At 37.3% G+C, this 21,334-nt stretch carries 23 protein-coding genes; 4 read left to right on the top strand and 19 right to left on the bottom strand.

The genetic code is table 11. The features are described from left to right. Positions 1-3: 3 nt before the first annotated feature. From murD to IGJ50_RS10590, 7 genes are all read right to left on the bottom strand, one after another. Positions 4-1,374, bottom strand: a complete 1,371-nt coding sequence (murD, locus tag IGJ50_RS10620) for a UDP-N-acetylmuramoyl-L-alanine--D-glutamate ligase (RefSeq protein ID WP_429950297.1) — start codon at positions 1,372-1,374, stop codon at positions 4-6. A 157-nt stretch (positions 1,375-1,531) separates the two neighbouring features. Next, on the bottom strand, positions 1,532-2,497 hold the full coding sequence (mraY, locus tag IGJ50_RS10615) for a phospho-N-acetylmuramoyl-pentapeptide-transferase (RefSeq protein ID WP_069639247.1): 966 nt from the start codon (positions 2,495-2,497) through the stop codon (positions 1,532-1,534). A gap of 57 nt (positions 2,498-2,554) precedes the next feature. Then, complete coding sequence (locus IGJ50_RS10610) at positions 2,555-4,435, bottom strand: peptidoglycan D,D-transpeptidase FtsI family protein (RefSeq protein WP_429950295.1); 1,881 nt, start codon at positions 4,433-4,435, stop codon at positions 2,555-2,557. Next, positions 4,436-4,837: a cell division protein FtsL gene (ftsL, locus tag IGJ50_RS10605; protein WP_069639249.1), complete on the bottom strand. Its 402-nt coding sequence runs from the start codon at positions 4,835-4,837 to the stop codon at positions 4,436-4,438. A gap of 16 nt (positions 4,838-4,853) precedes the next feature. After that, positions 4,854-5,813, bottom strand: a complete 960-nt coding sequence (gene rsmH / locus IGJ50_RS10600; RefSeq protein WP_069639250.1) for a 16S rRNA (cytosine(1402)-N(4))-methyltransferase RsmH — start codon at positions 5,811-5,813, stop codon at positions 4,854-4,856. Between the two features lie 13 nt (positions 5,814-5,826). Then, on the bottom strand, positions 5,827-6,258 hold the full coding sequence (gene mraZ / locus IGJ50_RS10595) for a division/cell wall cluster transcriptional repressor MraZ (protein ID WP_010762855.1): 432 nt from the start codon (positions 6,256-6,258) through the stop codon (positions 5,827-5,829). Positions 6,259-6,537: 279 nt separating this feature from the next. Continuing rightward, positions 6,538-6,909 carry a DUF3397 domain-containing protein gene (locus IGJ50_RS10590; RefSeq protein WP_069639251.1) on the bottom strand — a complete coding sequence of 124 codons (372 nt, stop codon included), beginning with the start codon at positions 6,907-6,909 and terminating at the stop codon, positions 6,538-6,540. Positions 6,910-7,091: 182 nt separating this feature from the next. Here IGJ50_RS10590 and IGJ50_RS10585 point away from each other — a divergent pair, with 182 nt between their 5' ends. Both IGJ50_RS10585 and IGJ50_RS10580 read left to right on the top strand, forming a co-directional pair. Then, positions 7,092-8,048 carry a magnesium transporter CorA family protein gene (locus IGJ50_RS10585; RefSeq protein ID WP_429950293.1) on the top strand — a complete coding sequence of 319 codons (957 nt, stop codon included), beginning with the start codon at positions 7,092-7,094 and terminating at the stop codon, positions 8,046-8,048. Between the two features lie 71 nt (positions 8,049-8,119). Next, a complete protein-coding gene (locus tag IGJ50_RS10580) occupies positions 8,120-8,233 on the top strand; it encodes a DUF4044 domain-containing protein (protein WP_083244299.1) in 114 nt (37 codons plus the stop codon). An 84-nt stretch (positions 8,234-8,317) separates the two neighbouring features. On the opposite strand, the gene recN is transcribed toward IGJ50_RS10580, so the two are convergent. Together recN and IGJ50_RS10570 are read right to left on the bottom strand one after the other, a co-directional pair. Further along, positions 8,318-10,012 carry a DNA repair protein RecN gene (recN, locus tag IGJ50_RS10575; protein ID WP_429950292.1) on the bottom strand — a complete coding sequence of 565 codons (1,695 nt, stop codon included), beginning with the start codon at positions 10,010-10,012 and terminating at the stop codon, positions 8,318-8,320. 17 nt (positions 10,013-10,029) lie between these two features. After that, the gene (locus IGJ50_RS10570; RefSeq protein WP_069639255.1) at positions 10,030-10,479 is read right to left on the bottom strand and encodes an arginine repressor; all 450 of its coding nucleotides are present in this window, start codon (positions 10,477-10,479) and stop codon (positions 10,030-10,032) included. A 255-nt stretch (positions 10,480-10,734) separates the two neighbouring features. Here IGJ50_RS10570 and IGJ50_RS10565 point away from each other — a divergent pair, with 255 nt between their 5' ends. Further along, positions 10,735-12,243, top strand: coding sequence for an NAD-dependent epimerase/dehydratase family protein (locus IGJ50_RS10565; RefSeq protein ID WP_429950290.1), 1,509 nt, complete (start codon positions 10,735-10,737; stop codon positions 12,241-12,243). Between the two features lie 65 nt (positions 12,244-12,308). Here IGJ50_RS10565 and IGJ50_RS10560 read toward each other — a convergent pair whose 3' ends face one another. From IGJ50_RS10560 to IGJ50_RS10525, 8 genes are all read right to left on the bottom strand, one after another. Beyond that, positions 12,309-13,124, bottom strand: a complete 816-nt coding sequence (locus IGJ50_RS10560) for a TlyA family RNA methyltransferase (protein ID WP_429950288.1) — start codon at positions 13,122-13,124, stop codon at positions 12,309-12,311. Positions 13,125-13,140: 16 nt separating this feature from the next. Continuing rightward, a complete protein-coding gene (locus IGJ50_RS10555) occupies positions 13,141-14,028 on the bottom strand; it encodes a polyprenyl synthetase family protein (protein ID WP_069639258.1) in 888 nt (295 codons plus the stop codon). Further along, the gene (locus IGJ50_RS10550) at positions 14,028-14,267 is read right to left on the bottom strand and encodes an exodeoxyribonuclease VII small subunit (RefSeq protein ID WP_069639259.1); all 240 of its coding nucleotides are present in this window, start codon (positions 14,265-14,267) and stop codon (positions 14,028-14,030) included. Before IGJ50_RS10550 ends, IGJ50_RS10555 begins: the two co-directional genes overlap by 1 nt. A 4-nt stretch (positions 14,268-14,271) precedes the next feature. Next, entirely contained in the window at positions 14,272-15,615 is a 1,344-nt protein-coding gene (gene xseA, locus IGJ50_RS10545; protein ID WP_429950287.1) for an exodeoxyribonuclease VII large subunit, read from the bottom strand. 9 nt (positions 15,616-15,624) lie between these two features. Beyond that, positions 15,625-16,470: a bifunctional methylenetetrahydrofolate dehydrogenase/methenyltetrahydrofolate cyclohydrolase gene (locus IGJ50_RS10540; protein ID WP_069639261.1), complete on the bottom strand. Its 846-nt coding sequence runs from the start codon at positions 16,468-16,470 to the stop codon at positions 15,625-15,627. 739 nt (positions 16,471-17,209) lie between these two features. Beyond that, a complete protein-coding gene (gene nusB / locus IGJ50_RS10535; protein WP_069639262.1) occupies positions 17,210-17,659 on the bottom strand; it encodes a transcription antitermination factor NusB in 450 nt (149 codons plus the stop codon). Beyond that, entirely contained in the window at positions 17,652-18,077 is a 426-nt protein-coding gene (locus IGJ50_RS10530; protein WP_069639263.1) for an Asp23/Gls24 family envelope stress response protein, read from the bottom strand. Before IGJ50_RS10530 ends, nusB begins: the two co-directional genes overlap by 8 nt. Before the next feature lie 260 nt (positions 18,078-18,337). Then, the gene (locus tag IGJ50_RS10525; RefSeq protein ID WP_069639352.1) at positions 18,338-19,402 is read right to left on the bottom strand and encodes a M24 family metallopeptidase; all 1,065 of its coding nucleotides are present in this window, start codon (positions 19,400-19,402) and stop codon (positions 18,338-18,340) included. A gap of 176 nt (positions 19,403-19,578) precedes the next feature. Here IGJ50_RS10525 and IGJ50_RS10520 point away from each other — a divergent pair, with 176 nt between their 5' ends. Beyond that, entirely contained in the window at positions 19,579-20,388 is an 810-nt protein-coding gene (locus IGJ50_RS10520) for a metallophosphoesterase (RefSeq protein WP_429950286.1), read from the top strand. A gap of 69 nt (positions 20,389-20,457) precedes the next feature. Here IGJ50_RS10520 and IGJ50_RS10515 read toward each other — a convergent pair whose 3' ends face one another. After that, positions 20,458-20,604: a hypothetical protein gene (locus IGJ50_RS10515; RefSeq protein ID WP_167351662.1), complete on the bottom strand. Its 147-nt coding sequence runs from the start codon at positions 20,602-20,604 to the stop codon at positions 20,458-20,460. 240 nt (positions 20,605-20,844) lie between these two features. Further along, the gene (locus IGJ50_RS10510) at positions 20,845-21,249 is read right to left on the bottom strand and encodes a hypothetical protein (protein WP_069639265.1); all 405 of its coding nucleotides are present in this window, start codon (positions 21,247-21,249) and stop codon (positions 20,845-20,847) included. Positions 21,250-21,334 lie beyond the last annotated feature (85 nt).

Raw genomic sequence — 21,334 nt, 5'->3', positions numbered from 1 at the left:
CTCTCACTTTTCTATGTCTTTTAGCTGGTGCATTGCTTGAATAAAGGCATTACCGCGCAGTTCAAAATTAGGATACTGGTCCCAACTTGCGCATGCGGGCGATAATAGAATAGTATCATCTTTTTCAGAAAAATCATAGGCGTCACGTACAGCCGTTTCAACATTTTTTGTTAATTTAATTGTTTTGACGCCTGCTTCGATTGCGGCTTTGTGCAGTTTATCTTTTGTTTCACCAAAAAGAATGATTGCTTTGATTCCTATTAATGAAGGAATCAGTTCATCAAAGCTATTCCCTCGATCTAATCCGCCTGCTAACAAAATCAGTGCAGAATGATCAAATCCGCTTAATGCCATCTCAGTTGCTAATATATTTGTCGCTTTTGAGTCATTATAGAATTTTCTTCCCGCGACCTCCCCCACATATTGTGTGCGGTGAGGAACGCCAGTAAAGACCATCAATGTTTGTCTGATTACATCTGTAGGAATACCTTTTAACTTTGCTACAGAAATTGCAGCCAGTGCATTCTCAATATTGTGACTGCCAGGTATACCTAATTCACCAGCAAGCATAATGAATTCATCTTTATAATATATTTTCTCATCTGCAAGATACGCTCCTGCGACTTTTTCTTTTGTTGAAAAAGGAATAATTGCAGCTTTCGTTGTTTTACTTAATTCTTGAAGTTCTGCTTGGTTCCAATTTAATATAAGGAAATCCGTTTCCTGCATATTTTGTTGAATTGCCCATTTTGCTTTCACATATTCTTCTCTTGAACCATGATAGTCTAAATGTGCTTCATACACATTTGTGATGACAGCAATCTGAGGGCGAAATGTTTGAATTCCCATTAATTGAAAACTTGATAATTCCATAACAATATCATCATCAGCCCTAGCACTCTCAGCGACCTCACTGGCTGGATAACCAATATTTCCAGCTAAACGCGCTGTCCCACTTTCACGATCAGCATTTAAAAGTAACCCGATCATTGTCGTTGTCGTTGTCTTTCCATTTGTTCCAGTAATCCCGATAATTGGGCACTCGGCAATCTGATAGGCTAATTCAACTTCTGTCAAGATAGGTAATTTCATGCTTAACGCTTTTGCTACTAAAGGATTCGAGTAAGGAATACCAGGATTTTTTACGATCAAGGAAAAGTCTTCATCTAACAGCTCGATTGGATGACCACCTGTAACAACACGAATACCCAAGGTTAATAAATCTTGGGCTTCCGGGTTTTGATCAAATTGTTTAAAGTCATTGACTGTCACTAACGCACCTAACTCATGCAACAACTTCGCCGCACTAACGCCACTTTTAGCAAGTCCAAGAACAAGGACTTTTTTGTTTTCATAATCTGTTATTTTTTTCATTATCATTTCCCCTTATCTTAGAAAAGCTGAAAAAAGCGGTTAACTCTGTAGAAAGTTAGGAATAGTGAGGTGGAACGCTTTTAGTTCCAGTTCACTATTCTCTACTTTCTTAAAAGCTCATTCTCGATGTTAGATAGAATCAAAATCTCTGAACTTTTTAAAATACGATCCACAATGTGATGGCAGAGCAAATAGCTCCAGTCAACCAAAAAATAATATCGATTTTCCACTCTGACCAGCCACACATTTCAAAATGATGATGGATCGGCGACATTTTAAAGATCCGTTTACCAAAAAGTTTAAATGATGCCACTTGCAAAATTACGCTGGCTGTCTCACAAACATAAACAAGTCCTATCAATAATAATGTCCATTCTTGACGTAAGATAATAGAAATAGCTGCAAGCAAACCACCTAAAGCAAGCGAACCAACATCGCCCATAAAGATTTTGGCTGGCTTTCGGTTATAAGGAAAGAAGCCTAATAAGCCTCCAATTACACTCAAGCAGATGATCACTACATCAAATTGTTGCTGTTTCCATGCAATGATCGCATAAGTAGCAAATGAAATCGTCCCTAAGCCTGCTACTAAACCATCGATACCGTCAGTCAAATTCACTGCATTTGAAAATCCAACTAGCCAAAAAATGACGAATACACCATAAAAAATACCCAAAGGTAATGTCACTACACCAAATAAATCTAATGTATCAGGTAAGCCTTCTGAACGGTAAACAAAATAAAAAACAAGTCCGCCAATGATTTGTCCAATCAGCTTTTGGCGAGAATTTAAGCCTAGGTTTCTTTTTTTAAACACTTTGATAAAATCATCTAAAAATCCTAATAGTCCATAAAGAACCAAAATAAATAGAATAATTAGTAAAGACGGAGTAAGCTCTTGTTTCCATAGTCCCACTAATAGTGACGTGATAAAGCTTGCTACTAAAAAGACTAACCCACCCATCGTTGGTGTCCCAGTTTTGACGTTATGCCAAGTAGGACCATCTTCGCGTGTTGTTTGTCCTTGTTTTTTCATTTGGAAATAACCGATAAACATTGGCATCACTGCCACTGTTATAGCAAAACTACATACTATGGGAATAAAAATCTGTGTCCACTCCATGATATCTCTCCTAATTATTCGACTCGTATTGGTCTACCTTGATATTCTTTTAACTATTTATTTCGCTGCATCTACCGATTCTGTTGATTCACTGTCCATTGAATCCATTACCACTTTCATTAATGGATTCGCAATTTTTGCAAGCGCCTCTCTTGTATAAGTTTGAGGTTTTTTCATTGTAAGATACAAAATATATTCAGGGTTATCTGCTGGAACCATTTCTACCACTGAGTAGGTGTAATCTGTTAGTCCTGCCATATAACCATTTTCTCCAGTAATTTGAGCCGTTCCCGTTTTAGCTGCTACATGATAACCTGGAACTGAATATACATCATATGCAATCCCATAATTAGGATCTTCTACAGTATCAACCATATAAGTCCGAATATCGCTTGCGGCTTGCGGAGTTATTACAGGTTGACCCACTTTCTCTGTCTGAGTTACTTTTTCTTCACCAGTATCCTTATCCACGATTTTACTAATATATTGTGGCTTCAACATAGAACCATCATTTGCAATCGCTGTATAAGCTTGCATCATTTGAAAATTTGTTACCGAAACAGCTTGACCAAACGATGACATCGCTAGATCGACCCAGTTATCACCAGGAAGTTCTCCAGCAGATTCTCCTGCTAAGCCTGAATTCGTTGATTTTCCAAACCCAAATTTTTCTAAATAGCTTTTCCAAACTTCACCAGTTGGATCCATCGCCTGTTCCAATGTCAGCATTCCGACATTACTAGACCAAGAAATCGCTTGACGGAATGTTAATGGCCCAACCGCACCATAATCATGATCGTTCACTGTACGGTCATCTAACTTGTACCCACCGGCTGGATAAGTAAACGTTGTGTTAGGGCTGAATTTCCCTTCTTGCATCGCTGCAGCTGCCGTAAATAATTTCATAGTTGAACCAGGTTCAAATTTATCTTCTACGAGAATATTACGCCAAACTGTGTCTTTGTCTAATCCTTCTTTTGTTTCCGGATTAAACGATGGGCGTTGTGACATCGCGAGAATTTCTCCTGTTTTAGCTTTCATTAACATTGCCGTCATATCTTCCGGCTTGAATTCTTCTACCACTGGATCGAGCAATGATTCTAAGCGGCTTTGAATACGAGTATCCAGCGTTGTATAGATGTCTTTTCCATCAACAGCTTTCTTCTCACTAGCAACTGTCCCAGGTAAAGGATTTCCGTATACATCCTTTTCGTAATCGATTTTGCCATCTTGTCCACTTAAGATGTCATTATACGATTTTTCAATTCCCATTTTTCCGATTAACCCTTTTGAATCGTCATCTGCGTCGGCAGAGTCAGTATATCCAATAAAATGAGAAGCAAAGACGCCATTTGGATAGATTCTTGCTGGATGGCCTTCAAAATAGAGACCCGCAAGTTTATTTTGTTTTAGTTCATCTTCAATTTTTTGTCTTGTTTCTAATGTGATATCTTTTCCTTTAGAACCAAATTCTACTTGGAATTTTACAGTTCCATCTTCATTTACTCCACTATTAAGAAAACCTAATGCTTCATCTTTGGTCAGCTCAGTATTTCTATCTAAGATTTCTGCTAGTGTTTGAAAATCTTTTTTCTGTGCATAAAGTTTTTTATTTTCTTCACCTAAATAAGTCTCAGACAAGATTGCATAAACGGAATAAGAGGTAGCATCTTCTGCAATAACTTCCCCGTTACGGTCTAAAATAGCTCCTCTTTTCGCTTTGACCACACTGCTGCCTTGATAAAGATTCGCTGTCTTTTCAGGAAGAGAAACACCTGCGACCTTTCCTACAGCTACAATGTACGTTAATCTAAAGGCAAATAAAAAGAACAATCCAATACTCGTAGCAAATAAAATAATGCCTACTTTTTTACGATTGTTCATTGGATTTAAGTTCTTCTTTTTGACAAAATTCTTTATTTTATTTTTTATGCTCATTTATTTCACTTTCCTTATATTATCAAGGTTATCTGAAAGACCTCTGTTTTTAGCAACTTCTTTGATACGATCTGCTTTTGATAATTCATTTTTTTGTTGTTCTAGCTTCAATGCAGACTCTTCTTTTTCTTGGATTATTGCTTGTGTTTCAGTGATTTCATTGGTCATTTGTGTAATGGAGGTACGTACTTGAATGGTGAGAATTGCTATACCAATAATCGCTACGAGTAATAAAAAGCCGATTGTCTTTTCTAAAAGTGAGATATTTCTCAACTTCCTTTTAGGAGATTGGGGTAGGTCTACATTTCTTTGAACCTTAGGCTCATGTTCAGGACCAATGACTGGTTCATCAATTACTGGAATATCATATTGAAAATCTTCCATTTTTTTTAGCTCAGCCATGTCGTTACCCCTTTCTTTATAAGATTAATTTAACTTTTTCGGCAATTCTTAATTTAGCACTTCGTGAGCGATTATTCTCAGCCAATTCAGTCTCACCTGGTAAAATCGGCTTTCTAGTAATAACTTTTAATTCTGGTTGGAATTCTTCTGGAACCACTGGAAGACCTGGTGGTAAATCTTGCATCGTACTATATTCTTTAAACATGTTTTTTACAATTCGATCTTCTAAAGAGTGGAATGTAATCACACTGATTCGACCATTTTTATTCAGTAAAGCAATTGCTTGCTCTAACGACTCTTCTACAACACCTAGCTCATCATTCACAGCAATTCGAATGGCTTGAAAGATTCGTTTGGCTGGATGTCCGCCTTTACGTCTAGCAGGTGCAGGGATTGCAGATTTAATGATTTCTACTAATTCACTAGTTGTTTCGATCGGTGCTTTTTCCCGTACTCGTTCGATTTCTCTAGCAACCTGCTTAGAAAATTTTTCCTCACCATAGCGGAAGAAAATCTTCACTAATTCGTGATAGCTGTAATCATTAACGACGTCATAAGCAGATAAGGGTGCATCTTGATCCATCCGCATGTCAAGCGGCGCATCTTGATGATAGCTAAATCCACGCTCAGCTTCATCCAATTGCGGAGAAGACACTCCTAAATCGTATAAAATACCATCGACATGATCGATTCCATCATTCGCTAATTGTTGTTTTAAATGTCGAAAATTCGACTTGATAAAAGTCACCATGCCTTGATCAACATATTTTTTTAATCGTTGTGCTGCAAAGTCCAAAGCTTTTTGGTCTTGATCGAATGCGTATAAGTGCCCATGCTCCCCTAATTGCGAGAGTAGGTACTCACTATGACCTGCACCGCCCAATGTGCAATCGACATAAATGCCATCTTCTTTCACATGTAAGCCGTCAACTGTTTCTTTTAATAAAACAGTATAGTGCTGAAACTCTTCCGTCATAATGCTCCTCTTTCTAAAAACCAAAATCAATCATTGTTTCTGCAATTTCATCAAAATTTTCTTCAGCTTCAGTTGAAAATTCTTGCCAACGGGCTTCATCCCAAATCTCAATTCGATTTGAAACACCGATGATTACACAAGCTTTTTCCAAACTACCGTGTGTTCTCAAAGCGGCAGGGATATTGATCCTACCTTGCTTATCGATCTCACATTCCGTAGCAGCCGAGTAAAAAAAGCGGACAAATGTGCGGGCATCTTTCTTAGCTAGAGGCATTTCTTTTAACTTTTCCTCTAATTGCTCCCATTCGGACATTGGATAACCAAATAAACAGCCATCCATTCCCCTAGTTACCACAAATTTCTCACCCAATTGGTCGCGAAATTTAGCTGGTACAATGAGTCGGCCTTTGGCATCTATATTATGTTGAAATTCACCCATAAACATAGCCAATTCCTCCCACTTTTCCACTTGATAGAAACAGTCTACCACATCCCACCACTTTCTACCACCAAAAACAATAAATCTTCTTTCTTTTAATAGTTATTTAAAAAGTTTGTAATATTTCAATTGGTGGTTTAATTTCGAAGAAAAGCGTTCTCATCATCTATGTAATTGATTTTTAAAAGAAATCACCTGTTTATTTCTCCGTCAACTCTCTCATAAAAATATTACAAACAGGATGCGTGGGGAGAAGTGGCAGATAGCTGCCCAACCTATTCTATTTTATGAAAAATAATGGAGGATATTTAATAAAACGAGTACTGCATATAAGACTAAGCTAAGAAGAAAGACTAAGCGCCAAAACATTTTAAAATATCTGCCATACAGAATTTCCCCATAATAATAGGCTTGAAAAACTGCCACACAAATACCGAGTAATAAAACAGAGATGATCATATAAGGCACAATTGATTGTCCATAACTGTCTTTGGATAGTTCATTTAATCCTATAAATAAAAATGGAATCGAGATATCTGGTGCTTTGACTTTAAAACGTTCCGTTAAGGAAAACGTTGAAATAATAAAATTACACGCAAATAACACAATTACTGGAAAAACATACCAAAAAAGCATAATGACTGAAAACGACACCATTTACTAACAATTCCTTTCGTAACACGCTTTATTAACTATACTTTATTTTCTTTACACCTATGTTTCATTTCGTTTAAATGTTCATGCCTAAATAATACTAATTTCTAGGGCCTTTATTCGCCAAAAACAGGTCAAGTCTATTATAATGGAGGAAAATAGATTTGAAAAAATGAGGTGGCACTTTGATCAATTATTTGAAAATAGAAAATAGACGTTTCACTCCATCGAGAACCGATACAGAGGATACAGTTTGGCTTGCTGTTGAAAAGCCTACTGAAGAAGAAATCGATCACTTAGTCACGACTTACAAGCTCCCTAAAGATTATATCACAGGTGTACTAGATGATGACGAAAATTCTCGTTTTGAAGGTCTTCATCAAAATGTACTGGAAGAACCTGCCCTGATGTTGATTCAGTATCCCCATGCAACAATTAGCCCCAGCGGGTATACTCAGTTAAATACCTTTCCGTTTGCAGTCATTTTAACGACTGATGGAAAAGTAATTACAGTGATCAACAATTCTGCTGATTTTATAAAAAAGGCTCTTTCTACAGAAGTTCCAACAATTGAATTACCAATTCAAGAGACACTTATTTTATATTTATCTTGGCAGATTTCAACTTGCTATAATCGTTTTTTAAAAGAGTTGATTAAAGAAACGAATAAATTAGAAGGCGAACTAAAAGTCTCTACAGAAAATAGCCAGCTTTATCAAATCATGGATATCCAAAAAAGTTTAGTCTATTTCGAATCGGCGATCAATTCCAATCTTGACGTGTTAAATATGCTTTATAGTGCCAGTCTTTTCAAAGATCCCAGAGCACATTTACCACGCCTCCATGATATTCTTGTCGAAACGAAACAAGCGGCCACAACAACGAAGATCCAATTAAAACTTGTAGATAAAATCAGTGACACTTTTTCAGCTATCGTTTCCAACAATCTAAATAATGTCATGAAGATTTTGACTTCTTTGACAATTGTCTTAACGATCCCAACGATCATCGGGGGAATTTTTGGAATGAATGTTAAACTCCCTTTTGCAAATCGTGAAGATGCCTTTTTTTGGATTTTTATCATAACCACAGCGACTTGCGTTTTCGTTATCCACAGGCTAAAGAAACGAAACCTTTTGTAAAATTTCTAGTTGCTGATTTTAACAAAAGGATGTAAACTGTAGGAAGTAAAGAATAAGGATGTGTATGATCAATGAACGATAAAAAGACAAGTACATTTTCTAAAGTCACAAAAATCGTTGTTTGGTTGATGCTGATTGCCATTGCTGGCTCAACAATTTTGACTGCTGTAATGAGTTTAGGATAATCAACTAAATAAACAATTAGGAGAAGAACATGATGTAAAGCATCGTCTGTTCTTCTCCATTTTTTACTGTATTCAAAAAGTTTTTTAACGACTTTTCCGCTCATTTCCAGCCATATTCAGTAATTCTTTAGCATGTTCTGTGGTTAGTTTAGTGATTTCACTGCCAGAAAGCATGCGGGCTATCTCTGCCACACGTTCATCTTGATTTAATCTACGAACTTTCGTTTCAGTCCGCTCACCAATAATTTCCTTTTCAATAAAATACTGGTAGTCCGCAACAGCTGCAACCTGCGGAAGATGGGTGATACATAAAACTTGTGAATTTTCAGAGATTTGATAGATTTTATCGGCAATTGCTTGGGCAACGCGTCCGCTCACACCTGTATCTACCTCGTCAAAAACGATGCTAGTGATTCCTTGAGATTTAGAAAAAATAGTTTTTAATGCCAACATCACACGAGAAAGCTCTCCACCTGAAGCTACTCTAACTAGAGGTTTTAATGGTTCACCTGGATTCGTCGTAATATAAAATTCAACTTGGTCCAACCCTTCTTCTGTGATTTGTTCTTCGGCCAATTCTGTAAAGCGAATATCAAAGACCGTTCTTTCCATATATAATTCTTTTAATTCTCGCAAAATATTTTTTTCTAATTTTTTGGCAATTTTTTTTCTGATCGTTCTCAACTTCAAGCCATTTTCAATCACCTGATTTCTCTTTTCAACCAGTAATGATTCCAATTCACCCGTACGACCTTCTAGAAAATCAGCATCCGCCAACTCACGCGTGATTTCTTGATAGTAATCAAGAATCGACTCGATCGATTCACCGTATTTTCTTTTCATCTGCCGAATCAGTTCTAATCTGGTTTCAACTTCATTCAAGCGGTTTTCATCCAGTTCTAAACTATCGATATGCCGCGACAAGTCGCCGCTTGCTTCTTGCAGCAGATAATAACTATTTTGAAATGCTTCTGAGATTGCTTTGTATTCTGGATCAAGTGTTTCAATCGACGATAGTTCATTCATTGCATAGCCAATTTTATCCAGACTACTTTCAGACTCTCCATTAACGGCTTCATAGCTTGTTGCTAATGCATCTGCGATTTTTTGGAAATTCCCTAACTTATTTCGTTCTTCGATCAATTGTTCTTCTTCACCTAAGACAAGTTCTGCGCTAGCAATCTCATCGCTTTGAAACTGTAGCATATCCATCCGCTGTGCAAATTCTTTTTCGTTTTTTTGACGATTTCTAACTTTTTTTTCGATCATACGGTATTCAGAATACAACTCTTCATATCGTTCTTTTATTTTAAGCAACTCTTTACCGCCAAAATCATCCAACATACCCAAATGTTTCTCACTTTGCATCAATTCTTGATGCTCATTTTGACCATGGATATCAACTAAAAATTCACCGACCTTACGTAAATTGGCGATATTGATGATCCGACCATTGACGCGGCAAACATTTTTACCAGAAGTTGAAATATCGCGTTGGATCACGATCGATTCTTCATCCATTTCGATGCCTAGCTCATGTAAAAGGTTATACAATTCTTGATTTTTAGGCATTGTAAACAAACCTTCTAATGTACATTTTGAAGCACCCTGACGGATATAATCGCTTGATCCTCTTCCCCCAGTCAACAAGCTCATGGCATCGATAATAATTGATTTACCTGCACCCGTTTCACCTGTTAAGACAGTCATTCCCATCTGGAATTCTAATTGTAAAGAGGATATGATCGCAAAATTCTTTACAGAAAGTTCTTGCAGCATTTCTATTCACCTCGATTTTATAGATATCGGAAAAATTCATTTTTTAAAAATTCAGCATCTTTTTCAGTGCGTGCAATGATCAAAACACCATCATCGTCATTGAGTGTGGCAAAAACAATCTCTTTATAATGCTTTTCTATTAAATTGGAAGCAGCCGCAGCATTCCCTGGTATAGTACGCAAAATAACCTGCTTTTCCATCTGGTCAACTGAAACAAATGCATCTTTTAATAATTTTTCTAATTTTACCGACGTATCTTCTTTTGTTTCAGCGGGAATACTGTAACGATAACCACCATCGATTGAAGGAACTTTGATCAACTTCATTTCTTTAATATCACGAGAAATTGTTGCCTGAGTGACCTCTATTCCTTTTTCTTCTAGATATATAACAAAATCTTCTTGTTTCTGAATATTTTTATCAGCTAATAAACGAGTAATCAAACGATGCCGATCCTTTTTCCTCATAAATAATTGACCCCTTTTTCGTTTCATTTCCATTTTATCATAGCGTATTTTTATTCATTTTGAAAGTGTAAAAGCTAAGAATCCATGGGAATATGCAAGTCTTTAGCTACGATCTAGTTCATGTTATCTATTGAATACTTGTTTTTTCATCTAAAGAAATACTTAATCCTATTCAAAAAAAGTCATCTACTATTGACAAATCGAACAAGAAAGCGCTAACATTACAACTACATCAAAGAAAGGAAGAGAGTTTATATGAATAAAAAAAGAGTGTTTGTTACTGGTACAACAGGTACGATGGGCGGCGAAACAATGAAGCAGCTCTTAAATCGATCTGATCGATTTCAAGTGGTTACTTTAGCAAGAGATTCAGAAAAAAATCGAACATTTATGGAACAGTACAAGAATAATTCTAGCCTAGAAATCTACTGGGGGGATCTTGTAAATTATGACGATGTCCTTCAATGTGTCACTGGCTGTGACTTTGTGATTCATTGTGCTGCATTTGTCTCTCCTGCAGCTGATCGTTATCCTGCCGATGCAATGAAAATCAATTATGGCGGTACTCTAAATTTAATCAAAGCGATTTTAGCTCAACCCAACAAAGAGGAGATTAAGTTGGTCAATATCGGGACCGTAGCAGAAACTGGTGATCGAACAGCACCTATTCATTGGGGACGCATCGGGGACCCTCTAAAACCCAGTGTTCATGATTATTATGCTGTATCAAAAATCGCAGCTGAACGTGCAGTTATTGAATCTGGCATCAAACATTGGGTGTCTTTACGTCAGACTGGCATCATGTCGATCAAAGAATTCAGCTTAAATGAAGGGATCGCTTTTCATCAACCGTTAAATAATGTTCTTGAATGGGTGACCGATCAGGATTCTGGTGTGCTGTGCGCCAATGCTTGCGAGGAGTGGGTCGATAGTGATTTCTGGGGACATGTGTACAATATCGGCGGAGGTGAAGACTGTCGAAACACAAATTATGAATTAATGGCTGCTATGATGAAGGAAATCGGTGTTGAACAGTTTAAAGACGTGTGCGAGCCAAATTGGTACGCTACACATAATTTCCACGGTCAATGGTATTTAGATTCAGATAAATTAAATGATTTTCTTCATTTCCGTTCGCAAACAACAGAAGATTTTGTTCGTTATTATGGGCAAGTGATGCGTGAACAAGCGCCGGAAAATGCACCTGTTATGACGAGTCAACAGATTGCGGCTATGATCAAGCAAGGGAATGAGCAAGTTGCTTTAACTGATACTGGTACCTTACATTGGCTTATTCACAATCAAGATGAACAACTAAATCCTTTCTTCATTTCAAAAGAACAGTGGGCTAAGATTCCTGGCTGGGATCGCTTTATTCTTTATCGCCCAGATGGCGATGCGATTGTATTGGATCACGGCTATGACGAAGCAAAACCAGAAGCAGAATTAACCATCAACGACTTGCAACAAGCGGCTCACTTTAGAGGTGGCACTTGTCTTTCAGAAACAATGACCACAGGCGATTGGACGACTCAATTGGCTTTCGTCTGTCATAAGGGGCATACATTTTCTGCCAGCCCTCGTCTGATTTTAGAAGGTGGACATTGGTGTGATGAATGTGAGCGAACAAGCTGGAATTATCATGAATTAGCTAAACATAGTCCATTTTTTGCTCAAGTCTGGAATCCTCTTCATGACAAATCAGAACAAGCACATGAGTATAAAAAACATGTCAAAGATACGGATATAACAGCAACTGTTTAAGCACAAACAAAACAAGCACTAGCGTACACGACGATTATTCAGTGTATACTGGTACTTGTTTTTTTCTATTTTTTTAATTGTTGGTGTGCAGTTGCTACAGTTTCATCTATGTCTACTGTAGCTTCAAGACTACCTTGACCTTCTACAGACGTCAAGTAAGCCAAAAATTCTATATTTCCTTCTCCGCCTGTAATAGGAGAAAAATCTAAGCCGCCAATTGAATAACCATGCTCTTGTGCAAATGTAAGAATCTCATTCAACACAAATTTATGGGTTTCTGGTTCTCGAACGATTCCTTTTTTACCAACCAATTCTTTTCCGGCTTCAAATTGCGGCTTGATCAAGGCGACAACTTTCCCACCAGGTTTTAAAATGTTGTGCAGTGGAGGTAAGATTAGTTTTAGTGAAATAAATGATACATCAATCGTAGCGATATCTGGAACACCTTCTTGAAAATCTTCTGGTGTACTGTAACGAAAATTCGTTCGTTCCATGACTACTACACGTTCATCCTGACGAATCTTCCAAGCTAACTGATTGTAACCCACATCTAACGCATAACTTAAACGCGCACCATTTTGCAAAGCGACATCCGTAAATCCGCCAGTTGAAGAACCGATGTCTAACATGGTTTTCCCAGCAACATCTAGACCAAATACGTCTAAAGCTTTTTTCAATTTCAAACCGCCACGCGACACATAAGGTAATGTTTGTCCTTTTACCTGAAGTGACGTTTCAATCAAGATTTTCTCACCTGGTTTATCCAACCGTTCATTCTTGTCATTATAAACTAATCCAGCCATCACTGCTCGTTTGGCTTTTTCTCTTGTCTCAAATAATCCTTGAGTAAACGCTAAAATATCTACGCGCTCTTTTTTCATAAGGGCCTTCTTTCTATCATAATCGCAATTGTTCGACTAATTCTTGTAATAATTCCGAATGAAACTCACAGCTAGTTTGCTTTATTGTCTCTAGAACCGTACTGGCAAAAACCAATTGTTCCTCTAGCGCTTCTTTAGCACCCGTTAAACCCAGTAGGCTTGGATAGGTACTTTTGTGTAACGCTTCGTCACGTCCAACCTGTTTTCCTAACGCTTCTTCTGAACTAGTCGCATCCAATAAATCATCTTTGATCTGAAACGCTAACCCTAAATGTTGGGCAAATGTGCCTAATAAAAGAACGATCTCTTCTGGTTGCTCAGCTAAAATACCGCCTGCCAAAAGTGCAAATTCAATCAAAGCCCCTGTTTTCTTTTCATGGATATCTACTAATTCACTCAAAGAGAGCGATTGATTTTCACCTTGTAAATCTCCTGCTTGGCCTGCGACCATTCCCTGGGTACCAGCCGCCTTACTTAATAATTGAATCAGCAAGATCTTTTGATCTGACTCAATTTGGCTGATAGCTATTAATTGAAATGCTGCGGTCAGTAAACCATCGCCAGCTAGTATTGCCTGCGCTTCTCCAAATACTTTATGATTTGTTGGCTTACCGCGTCTTAAATCATCATCATCCATTGCAGGTAGATCATCATGAATCAAGGAATATGTGTGAATCATTTCTAAGGCTGCCGCTACTTGATAGTCATGTGTTTGCACTTCTTTGTTAAAAGCCTGAAGCACAGCTAATACTAGAAGTGGACGAAATCGCTTGCCTCCTGCACGAATCGAATACAACATTGCTTCTTTTAGTTGGTTATTTGTCGTGTAGTCATTGATAAAATTTTCCATTTCTTTTTCTATAAGCGGTAGACTCTGCTCACGAAAATCATTGAAATCTTCCATCAATTTTCCTCACTTTCTTCAAAAGCGACTTCTTCATCGTTTGCCGTCATAACTTTCGTCAATGTCTTTTCTGCTTTTTCCAAGGTATCTTGGCATTGTTTGCTTAAAACCATCCCTTCTTGAAAGGCTGATAGGGCTTCTTCTAGAGGAACATCACCACGTTCTAAACGCTGAACGATTTCTTCTAATTCAGCTAATGATTCTTCAAATGTTTTTTCGACTGCTTTTTCTTTGGCCATCTTTCTACTCCTCTTCAACTGGTGTTATTTTCTCAATCACCGTATCTACTAATCCATCGACATAATGGATTTGGATTTTTTCTTTTACTTGTAATTCATTGACCGACTTGATCACTTGTTGATCTTTGGTCGTATAACTGTAACCGCGGCCCATGATTTTTAACGGGCTTAACAAATCAAGTTGCTGAACAGCAGAAGTAAATTGTTTTTGTCTGTCTTTCATGTATTGATCCATTCGGTCATGAAGTGATTTAGCCAAAAAACTTAGTTGCTGCTGTCCTTCTCTAATTTGTCCAAGCGGTGTTTGTTGTCTAAATTGTGCAATGATTTCCTGTGCTGTTCGTTGCTTTTGATGGTAAATCGTTTCCATCGATTGAAACAGTCTTTGATTGATTCGATCTAATTTAATCGTTTGACCTTCATATAAACGCTCAGGCTGTTTAAATACATAGGAGTTTTTCAATCGTTGGTAACGCTCGTTTTTTTGTTGTAGTTGATAAAGGAAGCTTTGCTCTAAACGCGTTTGTCGTTCCTTGATCCTTAGCAATTCTTCATTTAAAACAGGGACAGCCAACTCAGCTGCAGCCGTTGGCGTTGCGGCTCTGACGTCTGCTACCATATCGGCAATCGTCACATCCGTTTCATGTCCCACTGAAGAAGTGATCGGTGTGTTTGCTTGATAAATGGCTCTAGCAACTTTTTCTTCGTTAAAAGGCCACAGATCCTCGATCGAGCCACCACCACGTCCAATGATCATTGTATCAAATGTCCCAAGTTCTTCAATGCGTTGAATATTACGAACAATATCATCAGCCGCTTGATCTCCTTGAACAAGTGTTGGAAATAAGACCAATTGAGCGATCGGATATCTTCGTTTGACTGTCGTAATAATATCTCGAATCACTGCGCCGCTTGGACTAGTAACCACTGCAATCCGCTTAGGATATCGAGGTAATAGCTTTTTAGGTCCTTCAAACAAACCTTCTTTGCCTAATTTTTCACGCAACTCAGCTAAAGCTTGATATAAAGCTCCCACACCATCCGGCTCCATATGCTCGACATAAATTTGATAAGAGCCCCCGCTTTCATATAGTGAAACCCGACCAACCAATAAGACTTTCATCCCTTCTTTTGGTTGAAACTTTAGTTTTTGAAAAGCAGATTTAAACATGATCGCAGAAATCTTAGCACCATCATCTTTTATACTAAAATATTGATGTGCATTTGGGCGCAGACGAAAATTGGAAATTTCGCCTGTTAAATAAACCCGTTCTAAATATGGATCAGCATCGAATTTACGTTTCAAATATTTGGTTAAAGCTATGACTGTTAAATACTGCTGTTCCATCTTCTCACCTTACTTTTGTTTTTTAGCGGCTTCAACTGTTTGATACATTAACATCGTGATGGTCATCGGACCCACACCTTTTGGTACTGGTGTGATAAAGCTCGCAACTTCTGAAACTTCGTCGAATTTTACATCCCCGATCAGTTTGCCATTTTCATCTCGATTCATGCCAACATCGATCACGACTGCACCTGGTTTGACAAATTCTTTTGTCACAAAATGCCCCCGACCAATTGCAACAACTAAGATATCCGCCTCTTTTGCTACTGCTGGTAGATCAACGGTCCTTGAATGGGCAATCGTTACCGTCGCGTTTTTCATCATCATTAATTGAGCCATTGGCTTACCCACGATATTACTGCGACCAATCACAACTGCACGTTTTCCTTCTAGGTCAATATTATAGGCTTCAAACATCTTCATAATGCCATAAGGAGTACAAGGGATCATCGTCGGCTCACCAATGAATAAATGCCCCATATTCATTGGATGGAAACCATCGACATCTTTGTTAGGATCAACAGCTAACAAAACTTTTTCTTCATCAATATGCTTTGGTAGCGGCAACTGAACCAATATACCATGGTAATTTGAATCTTGATTGTACTGTTCGATTACAGAAAGTAGCTCTACTTCTGAAATAGTTTCCGGCAAACGTTCGATTTTCGAGCGAATACCGATTTTAGCAGCAGCCAAATCTTTGTTTTTCACATAGGTTTGACTTGCCTGATTTTCACCAACTAATAATACAACTAACCCAGGATGAATGCCTTTTTTTTCAAGGTCTTGCACTTCTTCTTTGATTTGTGCTTGCATTTTATCTGCTAATTCGCGGCCGTTGATTAACTCTCCCATAAGATCACTCCTCATTTTTTGATTATATTCTTTTATTTTAGCATAATTCTGCTAGTCTTAACACTCTATACTGTCTATCTCCTTGAATTGTATATCAATGAAACTTCTCTCCCTTTACACGCCTTGTATTGTTCATCATCTACTCTGGCTAAGCCAGTCGTAATCCTTCAATTCTTAGAGTTTTAACTCTTAGTGGTTCTCTAGTAAGGTCACTTCTCTCCCTTTGCACGCCTTGTATTGTTCATCATCTACTCTGGCTAAGCCAGTCGTAATCCTTCAATTCTTAGAGTTTTAACTCTTAGTGGTTCTCTAGTAAGGTCACTTCTCTCCCTTTGCACGCCTTGTATTGTTCATCATCTACTCTGGCTAAGCCAGTCGTAATCCTTCAATTCTTAGAGTTTTAACTCTTAGTGATTCTCTAGTAAGGTCACTTCTCTCCCTTTGCACGCCTTGTATTGTTCATCATCTACTCTGGCTAAGCCAGTCGTAATCCTTCAATTCTTAGAGTTTTAACTCTTAGTGATTCTCTAGTAAGGTCACTTCTCTCCCTTTGCACGCCTTGTATTGTTCATCATCTACTCTGGCTAAGCCAGTCGTAATCCTTCAATTCTTAGAGTTTTAACTCTTAGTGATTCTCTAGTAAGGTCACTTCTCTCCCTTCGGTCGCCAAGTATTGTTCATCATCTACTCTGGCTAAGCCAGTCGTAGTGATTCACAACAAAAAAGATTCAAAGTATTTCTACTTTGAATCAATTTCTTTCATTACATTCGATAAGACACCATTAACAAATTTTCTTGAACGGTCGTCACTATATTTTTTCGCTAATTCAATTGCTTCGTCTAAAGCGACTGTGTTAGGAACATCTCCCACATAAAGCATTTCAAAAATTGCTATCCGTAAAATGATCAGATCCATTTTAGCAATACGGGTGATTGACCAATTGTTCCCTAAATGTTTTTTGATAACCTCGTCAAGTTCTGCCTTTCGATCACAAACGCCACCTACCAATAAATCTAAGTAAGTTGGAACAAATTCTTCTCCGTCTTCACTAATGATTTCTTGATTATCTAACTCTAATGCATAAGAAATTGCATCTTGTTTTGTTAAGTCAACATTAAAATCTAAAGGAAATAACGCTTGAAGCGCTTTTTCACGAATCTCTCGACGAGTAAAACTTGGCTTACTCATTTTCGCCCTCATCTTCCGGGAATAATTCATCAAAATCTGGTTCAGGAAGCTTTTCAGGAACAACAGCGACGACATGAATATTCACTTCTACTAAATCGATATCCGTCATGAATAATACCTGTTGTTTCACACGATCTTGCATCTCTAATGCTACTTTAGGGACAGAGATGCCATAATTTAAGTAACAATAAATATCGACTTTTAATCCTTCTTCTTCAGCTCTTAAATAAACGCCTTTACCGTGAGCGGCACGGCCTAAAAATTCTGTTACATTATTAGCAAATGTTCCTCGCATGCCATATACACCATCAATTTTAGATGCTGCAATACCAATAATGACTTCAATTACTTCCGGCGCAATCACGATTTCGCCTAAAGAATCTTTTGTATTGATCACTAGATTTTTTTCGTCAGTCATTTTAATCCTCCTTATAATAAAAGCGTAGCTAGATAAACACACAAACGTAATTGACATTCAGTTATGACAAGAAACTTTTTAAATCATCAAAGCTTCTATCCATTTACCTATCTAATGTTTCCATTCTTCCATAGTTTATCATTAATTCACTCGTTTCGCTACCAAAAAAACTATGAGAAAATGAGTCAAAAACGGTTTGAGCTTAAAATAAAGGGTCACTCCAGAAATCTACTGTTTTTTTCTTATGAGTATGCTCATTTTTATAATATAATCAATTCTTTAGGGGAATGTGTCAGTACTCGATTCCCATCTTTAGTAATCAATAAATCGTCCTCGATTCTAACACCTCCAAGGCCAGGCAGATAAATTCCTGGTTCATCCGTAATTACATTTCCAGGAACAAATTGTTGATCTGCTCTAAAGGAAACATTTGGTCCTTCGTGGATTTCTAAACCAATCCCGTGACCTGTACTATGACCAAATGCCTCACCGTAGCCATAAGAAACGATATGATCACGAGCAATCGCATCCAATTGAATACCTGTTAAGCCAGGTTTTGCCTCATCTAATACTTTTAATTGTGCTTCTAAAACAATTTGGTAGATGTCTTTTAATTTGCTATCTGGTTCCCCAATTGCAAAGGTTCTAGTCATATCTGAAACATAGCCTTCATAATAACAGCCAAAATCTAGTGTGATCAAATCCCCTTTTTCGATAACCTTTTGACTCGCAACGCCATGAGGCATTGCTGAACGAACACCGCTTGCAACGATTGTTTCAAAAGATACGCCCGAAGCACCTAAAGAACGCATATAAAAATCTAATTGGTTGGCAATTTCAATTTCCGTCATACCTGGTTTGATTACCGTCAAAATGTGCTTAAAGCCCATATCTGCAATGCTGCACGCCTTTTCAATAATCGCAATTTCTTCTTCATCTTTAACTTCACGAAGCTCTTCGATCAAGCCTGCTACTGGAATTAAATCACACGGTGTAATTTCTTCCAATAAGCTATATTCTGCAAAACTAACAAACGTTTCTTCAAATGCCAAATTAGCCAATTGTTCTTTTTCTGCGATAGCCACAACTTCATCATAAATCGGACCAGAATTTTGAATGATTTCAAACCCTTGTGCTTGCTCTGCTGCTTGTTCAGTATAACGAAAATCCGTTATAAAAAAAGCTTTGTCCAACGTGATAACGGCTAATCCAGTTGTTCCTGTGAAATTCGTTAAATAACGTAAATTATACGGACTTGTCACTAAAAACCCTGAAAGATCGTTTTTTTTCATCAATGTTCTTAATTTATTTACTCTTGCCATCATTTTTTTCATCCTTCTTTCCAAAATAGGTTCTTCCTTATTATAACAAATAATGATTTTGAAAAACACCGAAGACATACAACCTCTAAATTATTCTAAAGTTTCTCCAGTATAAGCGCTAATTTTATTCTTTTTTAATTTATTTCAGTTATAGTTTAAAGCGAAAGTGAGGTTACTGAATGAAGAAAAGATACTTTATCTATTTAACTCTGTTCGCTATCATCGGTATAATCGTTTATGCCTTTTTTATAGAACCAAAAAGGATTGTCGTACATAACTACACAATTGGAAATAATGACGGAAAAAAACCAGTCAAAATTGTTCAACTTTCAGACATTCATATTCAAGAAAAATATCCTGTTACCCAACTAGAAAAAATCGTAACAAAAGTAAATAATGAAAATCCAGATATCATTGTATTTACAGGTGATTTATTCGATAACTACGCTAAATACGGACCAGCCGAAGAAGTAATCGCCGCTTTGAGCCGCTTAAAAGCTCCTCTAGGGAAATACGCGGTTTGGGGCAATCATGATTATGGCGGTGGTGCGGCTCGCGTTTACCCCGATATTTTAGCAGCTGCAGATTTTCAGCTACTAGAAAATACGGGCTTAAATGTCTCATTGCCTAACGAAAAATCAGTTTATATCGGCGGTTTAGATGATTCCATGTTGGGAAATTCATCCATCGATGACACTTTAGTTGATCGTCAAAGTGAGTATACTATTCTACTAAGTCATGAGCCAGATAAAGCTGATGACGTTCTTGATCACAATGTTCAATTGATTTTATCGGGTCACAGCCACGGCGGTCAAATCAAGCTCCCTTTTATTACTATTAAGAATACGTTGGCAGAAAAGTATTTCACTGGCTTTTATGATTTAGCAAACAACACAACTCTCTATGTCAATACAGGGTTGGGAACGACAAAAATTCCAGCACGGTTTAGAGTGCCCCCTGAAATTGCCGTTTTCGATCTTTATATTTAGAATCAACAGGAAACGACTACCCCAAAATAATATTATTTTGGGGTAGTCGTTTCCTGTTAGTTTAGTACGTTAATCAAGTTCCTTTACTCGACCGCCAATTTTATCAGCGAATTTTTTTGCATAATTTTTAGTTTGAAAGATTCGAACACTTTTTTTATCTCTTGTACGTTGCCCGTCTCTACCAATATAGCCATGTAATACTTTTACAGCGTACATTACCATTCCCCCTTTATCATTTATGAACTGTACTAATTGATGTAACTTAACTATAGCCAACACAACTTAACCCAAACATAAAAATCCTCGAAGATTTTATGAACACTTATTAAGACATTACGAAAAACAATTATTTTTGCTTAAAAATATTTTTTCTCCTTGAAAAACAAAAAAGAGCGGAGATCGTTTATTCTCTCAGCTCTTCACAATAAATGATCAAAAAAACGACTGACTGTACTGCTAAACAATAATGTCTTTTGTTTTCTTATCCATATGTATTCTAGCTGTCCAAGTTTCGAAAGTAACCAAGACAGGTTCTGGATGATTCAATTCTTTTTGATAGGAGGATAATTTAGGTTCGATCATTTCCATTGATTCAATCTGCTCAATGGCAAACTTCCCTTTTAAAAGCAGACTCTCATGTTCAATTTCTTGATAGCAACAAACCGATCCGTTTTGATTACATTGAATATTTTTTACTGTTTCACCATGTCCATCTAAATAAAATTGTAACTTCAATAAGCCCTCTCTCCATAGCGGTTCAGAAACAGTAATAACCGTTGGAAAATCACGTTTATCAATTGTTGAAATCAAAAATACGGTACTTGAATTTAATAACCTGACAATTCGCTCATGTATTTCCATCGTTGAAGGCCCCCTGTTAATCAAGTTTCTATTAATTATAACAAGGTTATAGTGCTTTTGGAAAGCTATACCCTTTTTTAACAAA

The organism is Enterococcus sp. AZ101 (genome assembly GCF_050499005.1).
Taxonomy (GTDB): Bacteria; Bacillota; Bacilli; order Lactobacillales; family Enterococcaceae; genus Enterococcus_L; species Enterococcus_L ureilyticus.
The sequence above is the reverse complement of the archived record's forward strand: the minus strand, read 5'-3'. Positions and strand labels throughout refer to the sequence as shown.

What these genes read in the sequence shown, in the direction of transcription:
- murD (WP_429950297.1), bottom strand. Translation starts at nt 1,374, where the DNA reads ATGAAAAAAATAACAGATTATGAAAACAAAAAAGTCCTTGTTCTTGGA.
- mraY (WP_069639247.1), bottom strand. Translation starts at nt 2,497, where the DNA reads ATGGAGTGGACACAGATTTTTATTCCCATAGTATGTAGTTTTGCTATA.
- IGJ50_RS10610 (WP_429950295.1), bottom strand. Translation starts at nt 4,435, where the DNA reads ATGAGCATAAAAAATAAAATAAAGAATTTTGTCAAAAAGAAGAACTTA.
- ftsL (WP_069639249.1), bottom strand. Translation starts at nt 4,837, where the DNA reads ATGGCTGAGCTAAAAAAAATGGAAGATTTTCAATATGATATTCCAGTA.
- rsmH (WP_069639250.1), bottom strand. Translation starts at nt 5,813, where the DNA reads ATGACGGAAGAGTTTCAGCACTATACTGTTTTATTAAAAGAAACAGTT.
- mraZ (WP_010762855.1), bottom strand. Translation starts at nt 6,258, where the DNA reads ATGTTTATGGGTGAATTTCAACATAATATAGATGCCAAAGGCCGACTC.
- IGJ50_RS10590 (WP_069639251.1), bottom strand. Translation starts at nt 6,909, where the DNA reads ATGGTGTCGTTTTCAGTCATTATGCTTTTTTGGTATGTTTTTCCAGTA.
- IGJ50_RS10580 (WP_083244299.1), top strand. Translation starts at nt 8,120, where the DNA reads ATGAACGATAAAAAGACAAGTACATTTTCTAAAGTCACAAAAATCGTT.
- recN (WP_429950292.1), bottom strand. Translation starts at nt 10,012, where the DNA reads ATGCTGCAAGAACTTTCTGTAAAGAATTTTGCGATCATATCCTCTTTA.
- IGJ50_RS10570 (WP_069639255.1), bottom strand. Translation starts at nt 10,479, where the DNA reads ATGAGGAAAAAGGATCGGCATCGTTTGATTACTCGTTTATTAGCTGAT.
- IGJ50_RS10565 (WP_429950290.1), top strand. Translation starts at nt 10,735, where the DNA reads ATGAATAAAAAAAGAGTGTTTGTTACTGGTACAACAGGTACGATGGGC.
- IGJ50_RS10560 (WP_429950288.1), bottom strand. Translation starts at nt 13,124, where the DNA reads ATGAAAAAAGAGCGCGTAGATATTTTAGCGTTTACTCAAGGATTATTT.
- IGJ50_RS10555 (WP_069639258.1), bottom strand. Translation starts at nt 14,028, where the DNA reads ATGGAAGATTTCAATGATTTTCGTGAGCAGAGTCTACCGCTTATAGAA.
- IGJ50_RS10550 (WP_069639259.1), bottom strand. Translation starts at nt 14,267, where the DNA reads ATGGCCAAAGAAAAAGCAGTCGAAAAAACATTTGAAGAATCATTAGCT.
- xseA (WP_429950287.1), bottom strand. Translation starts at nt 15,615, where the DNA reads ATGGAACAGCAGTATTTAACAGTCATAGCTTTAACCAAATATTTGAAA.
- IGJ50_RS10540 (WP_069639261.1), bottom strand. Translation starts at nt 16,470, where the DNA reads ATGGGAGAGTTAATCAACGGCCGCGAATTAGCAGATAAAATGCAAGCA.
- nusB (WP_069639262.1), bottom strand. Translation starts at nt 17,659, where the DNA reads ATGAGTAAGCCAAGTTTTACTCGTCGAGAGATTCGTGAAAAAGCGCTT.
- IGJ50_RS10530 (WP_069639263.1), bottom strand. Translation starts at nt 18,077, where the DNA reads ATGACTGACGAAAAAAATCTAGTGATCAATACAAAAGATTCTTTAGGC.
- IGJ50_RS10525 (WP_069639352.1), bottom strand. Translation starts at nt 19,402, where the DNA reads ATGATGGCAAGAGTAAATAAATTAAGAACATTGATGAAAAAAAACGAT.
- IGJ50_RS10520 (WP_429950286.1), top strand. Translation starts at nt 19,579, where the DNA reads ATGAAGAAAAGATACTTTATCTATTTAACTCTGTTCGCTATCATCGGT.
- IGJ50_RS10515 (WP_167351662.1), bottom strand. Translation starts at nt 20,604, where the DNA reads ATGTACGCTGTAAAAGTATTACATGGCTATATTGGTAGAGACGGGCAA.
- IGJ50_RS10510 (WP_069639265.1), bottom strand. Translation starts at nt 21,249, where the DNA reads ATGGAAATACATGAGCGAATTGTCAGGTTATTAAATTCAAGTACCGTA.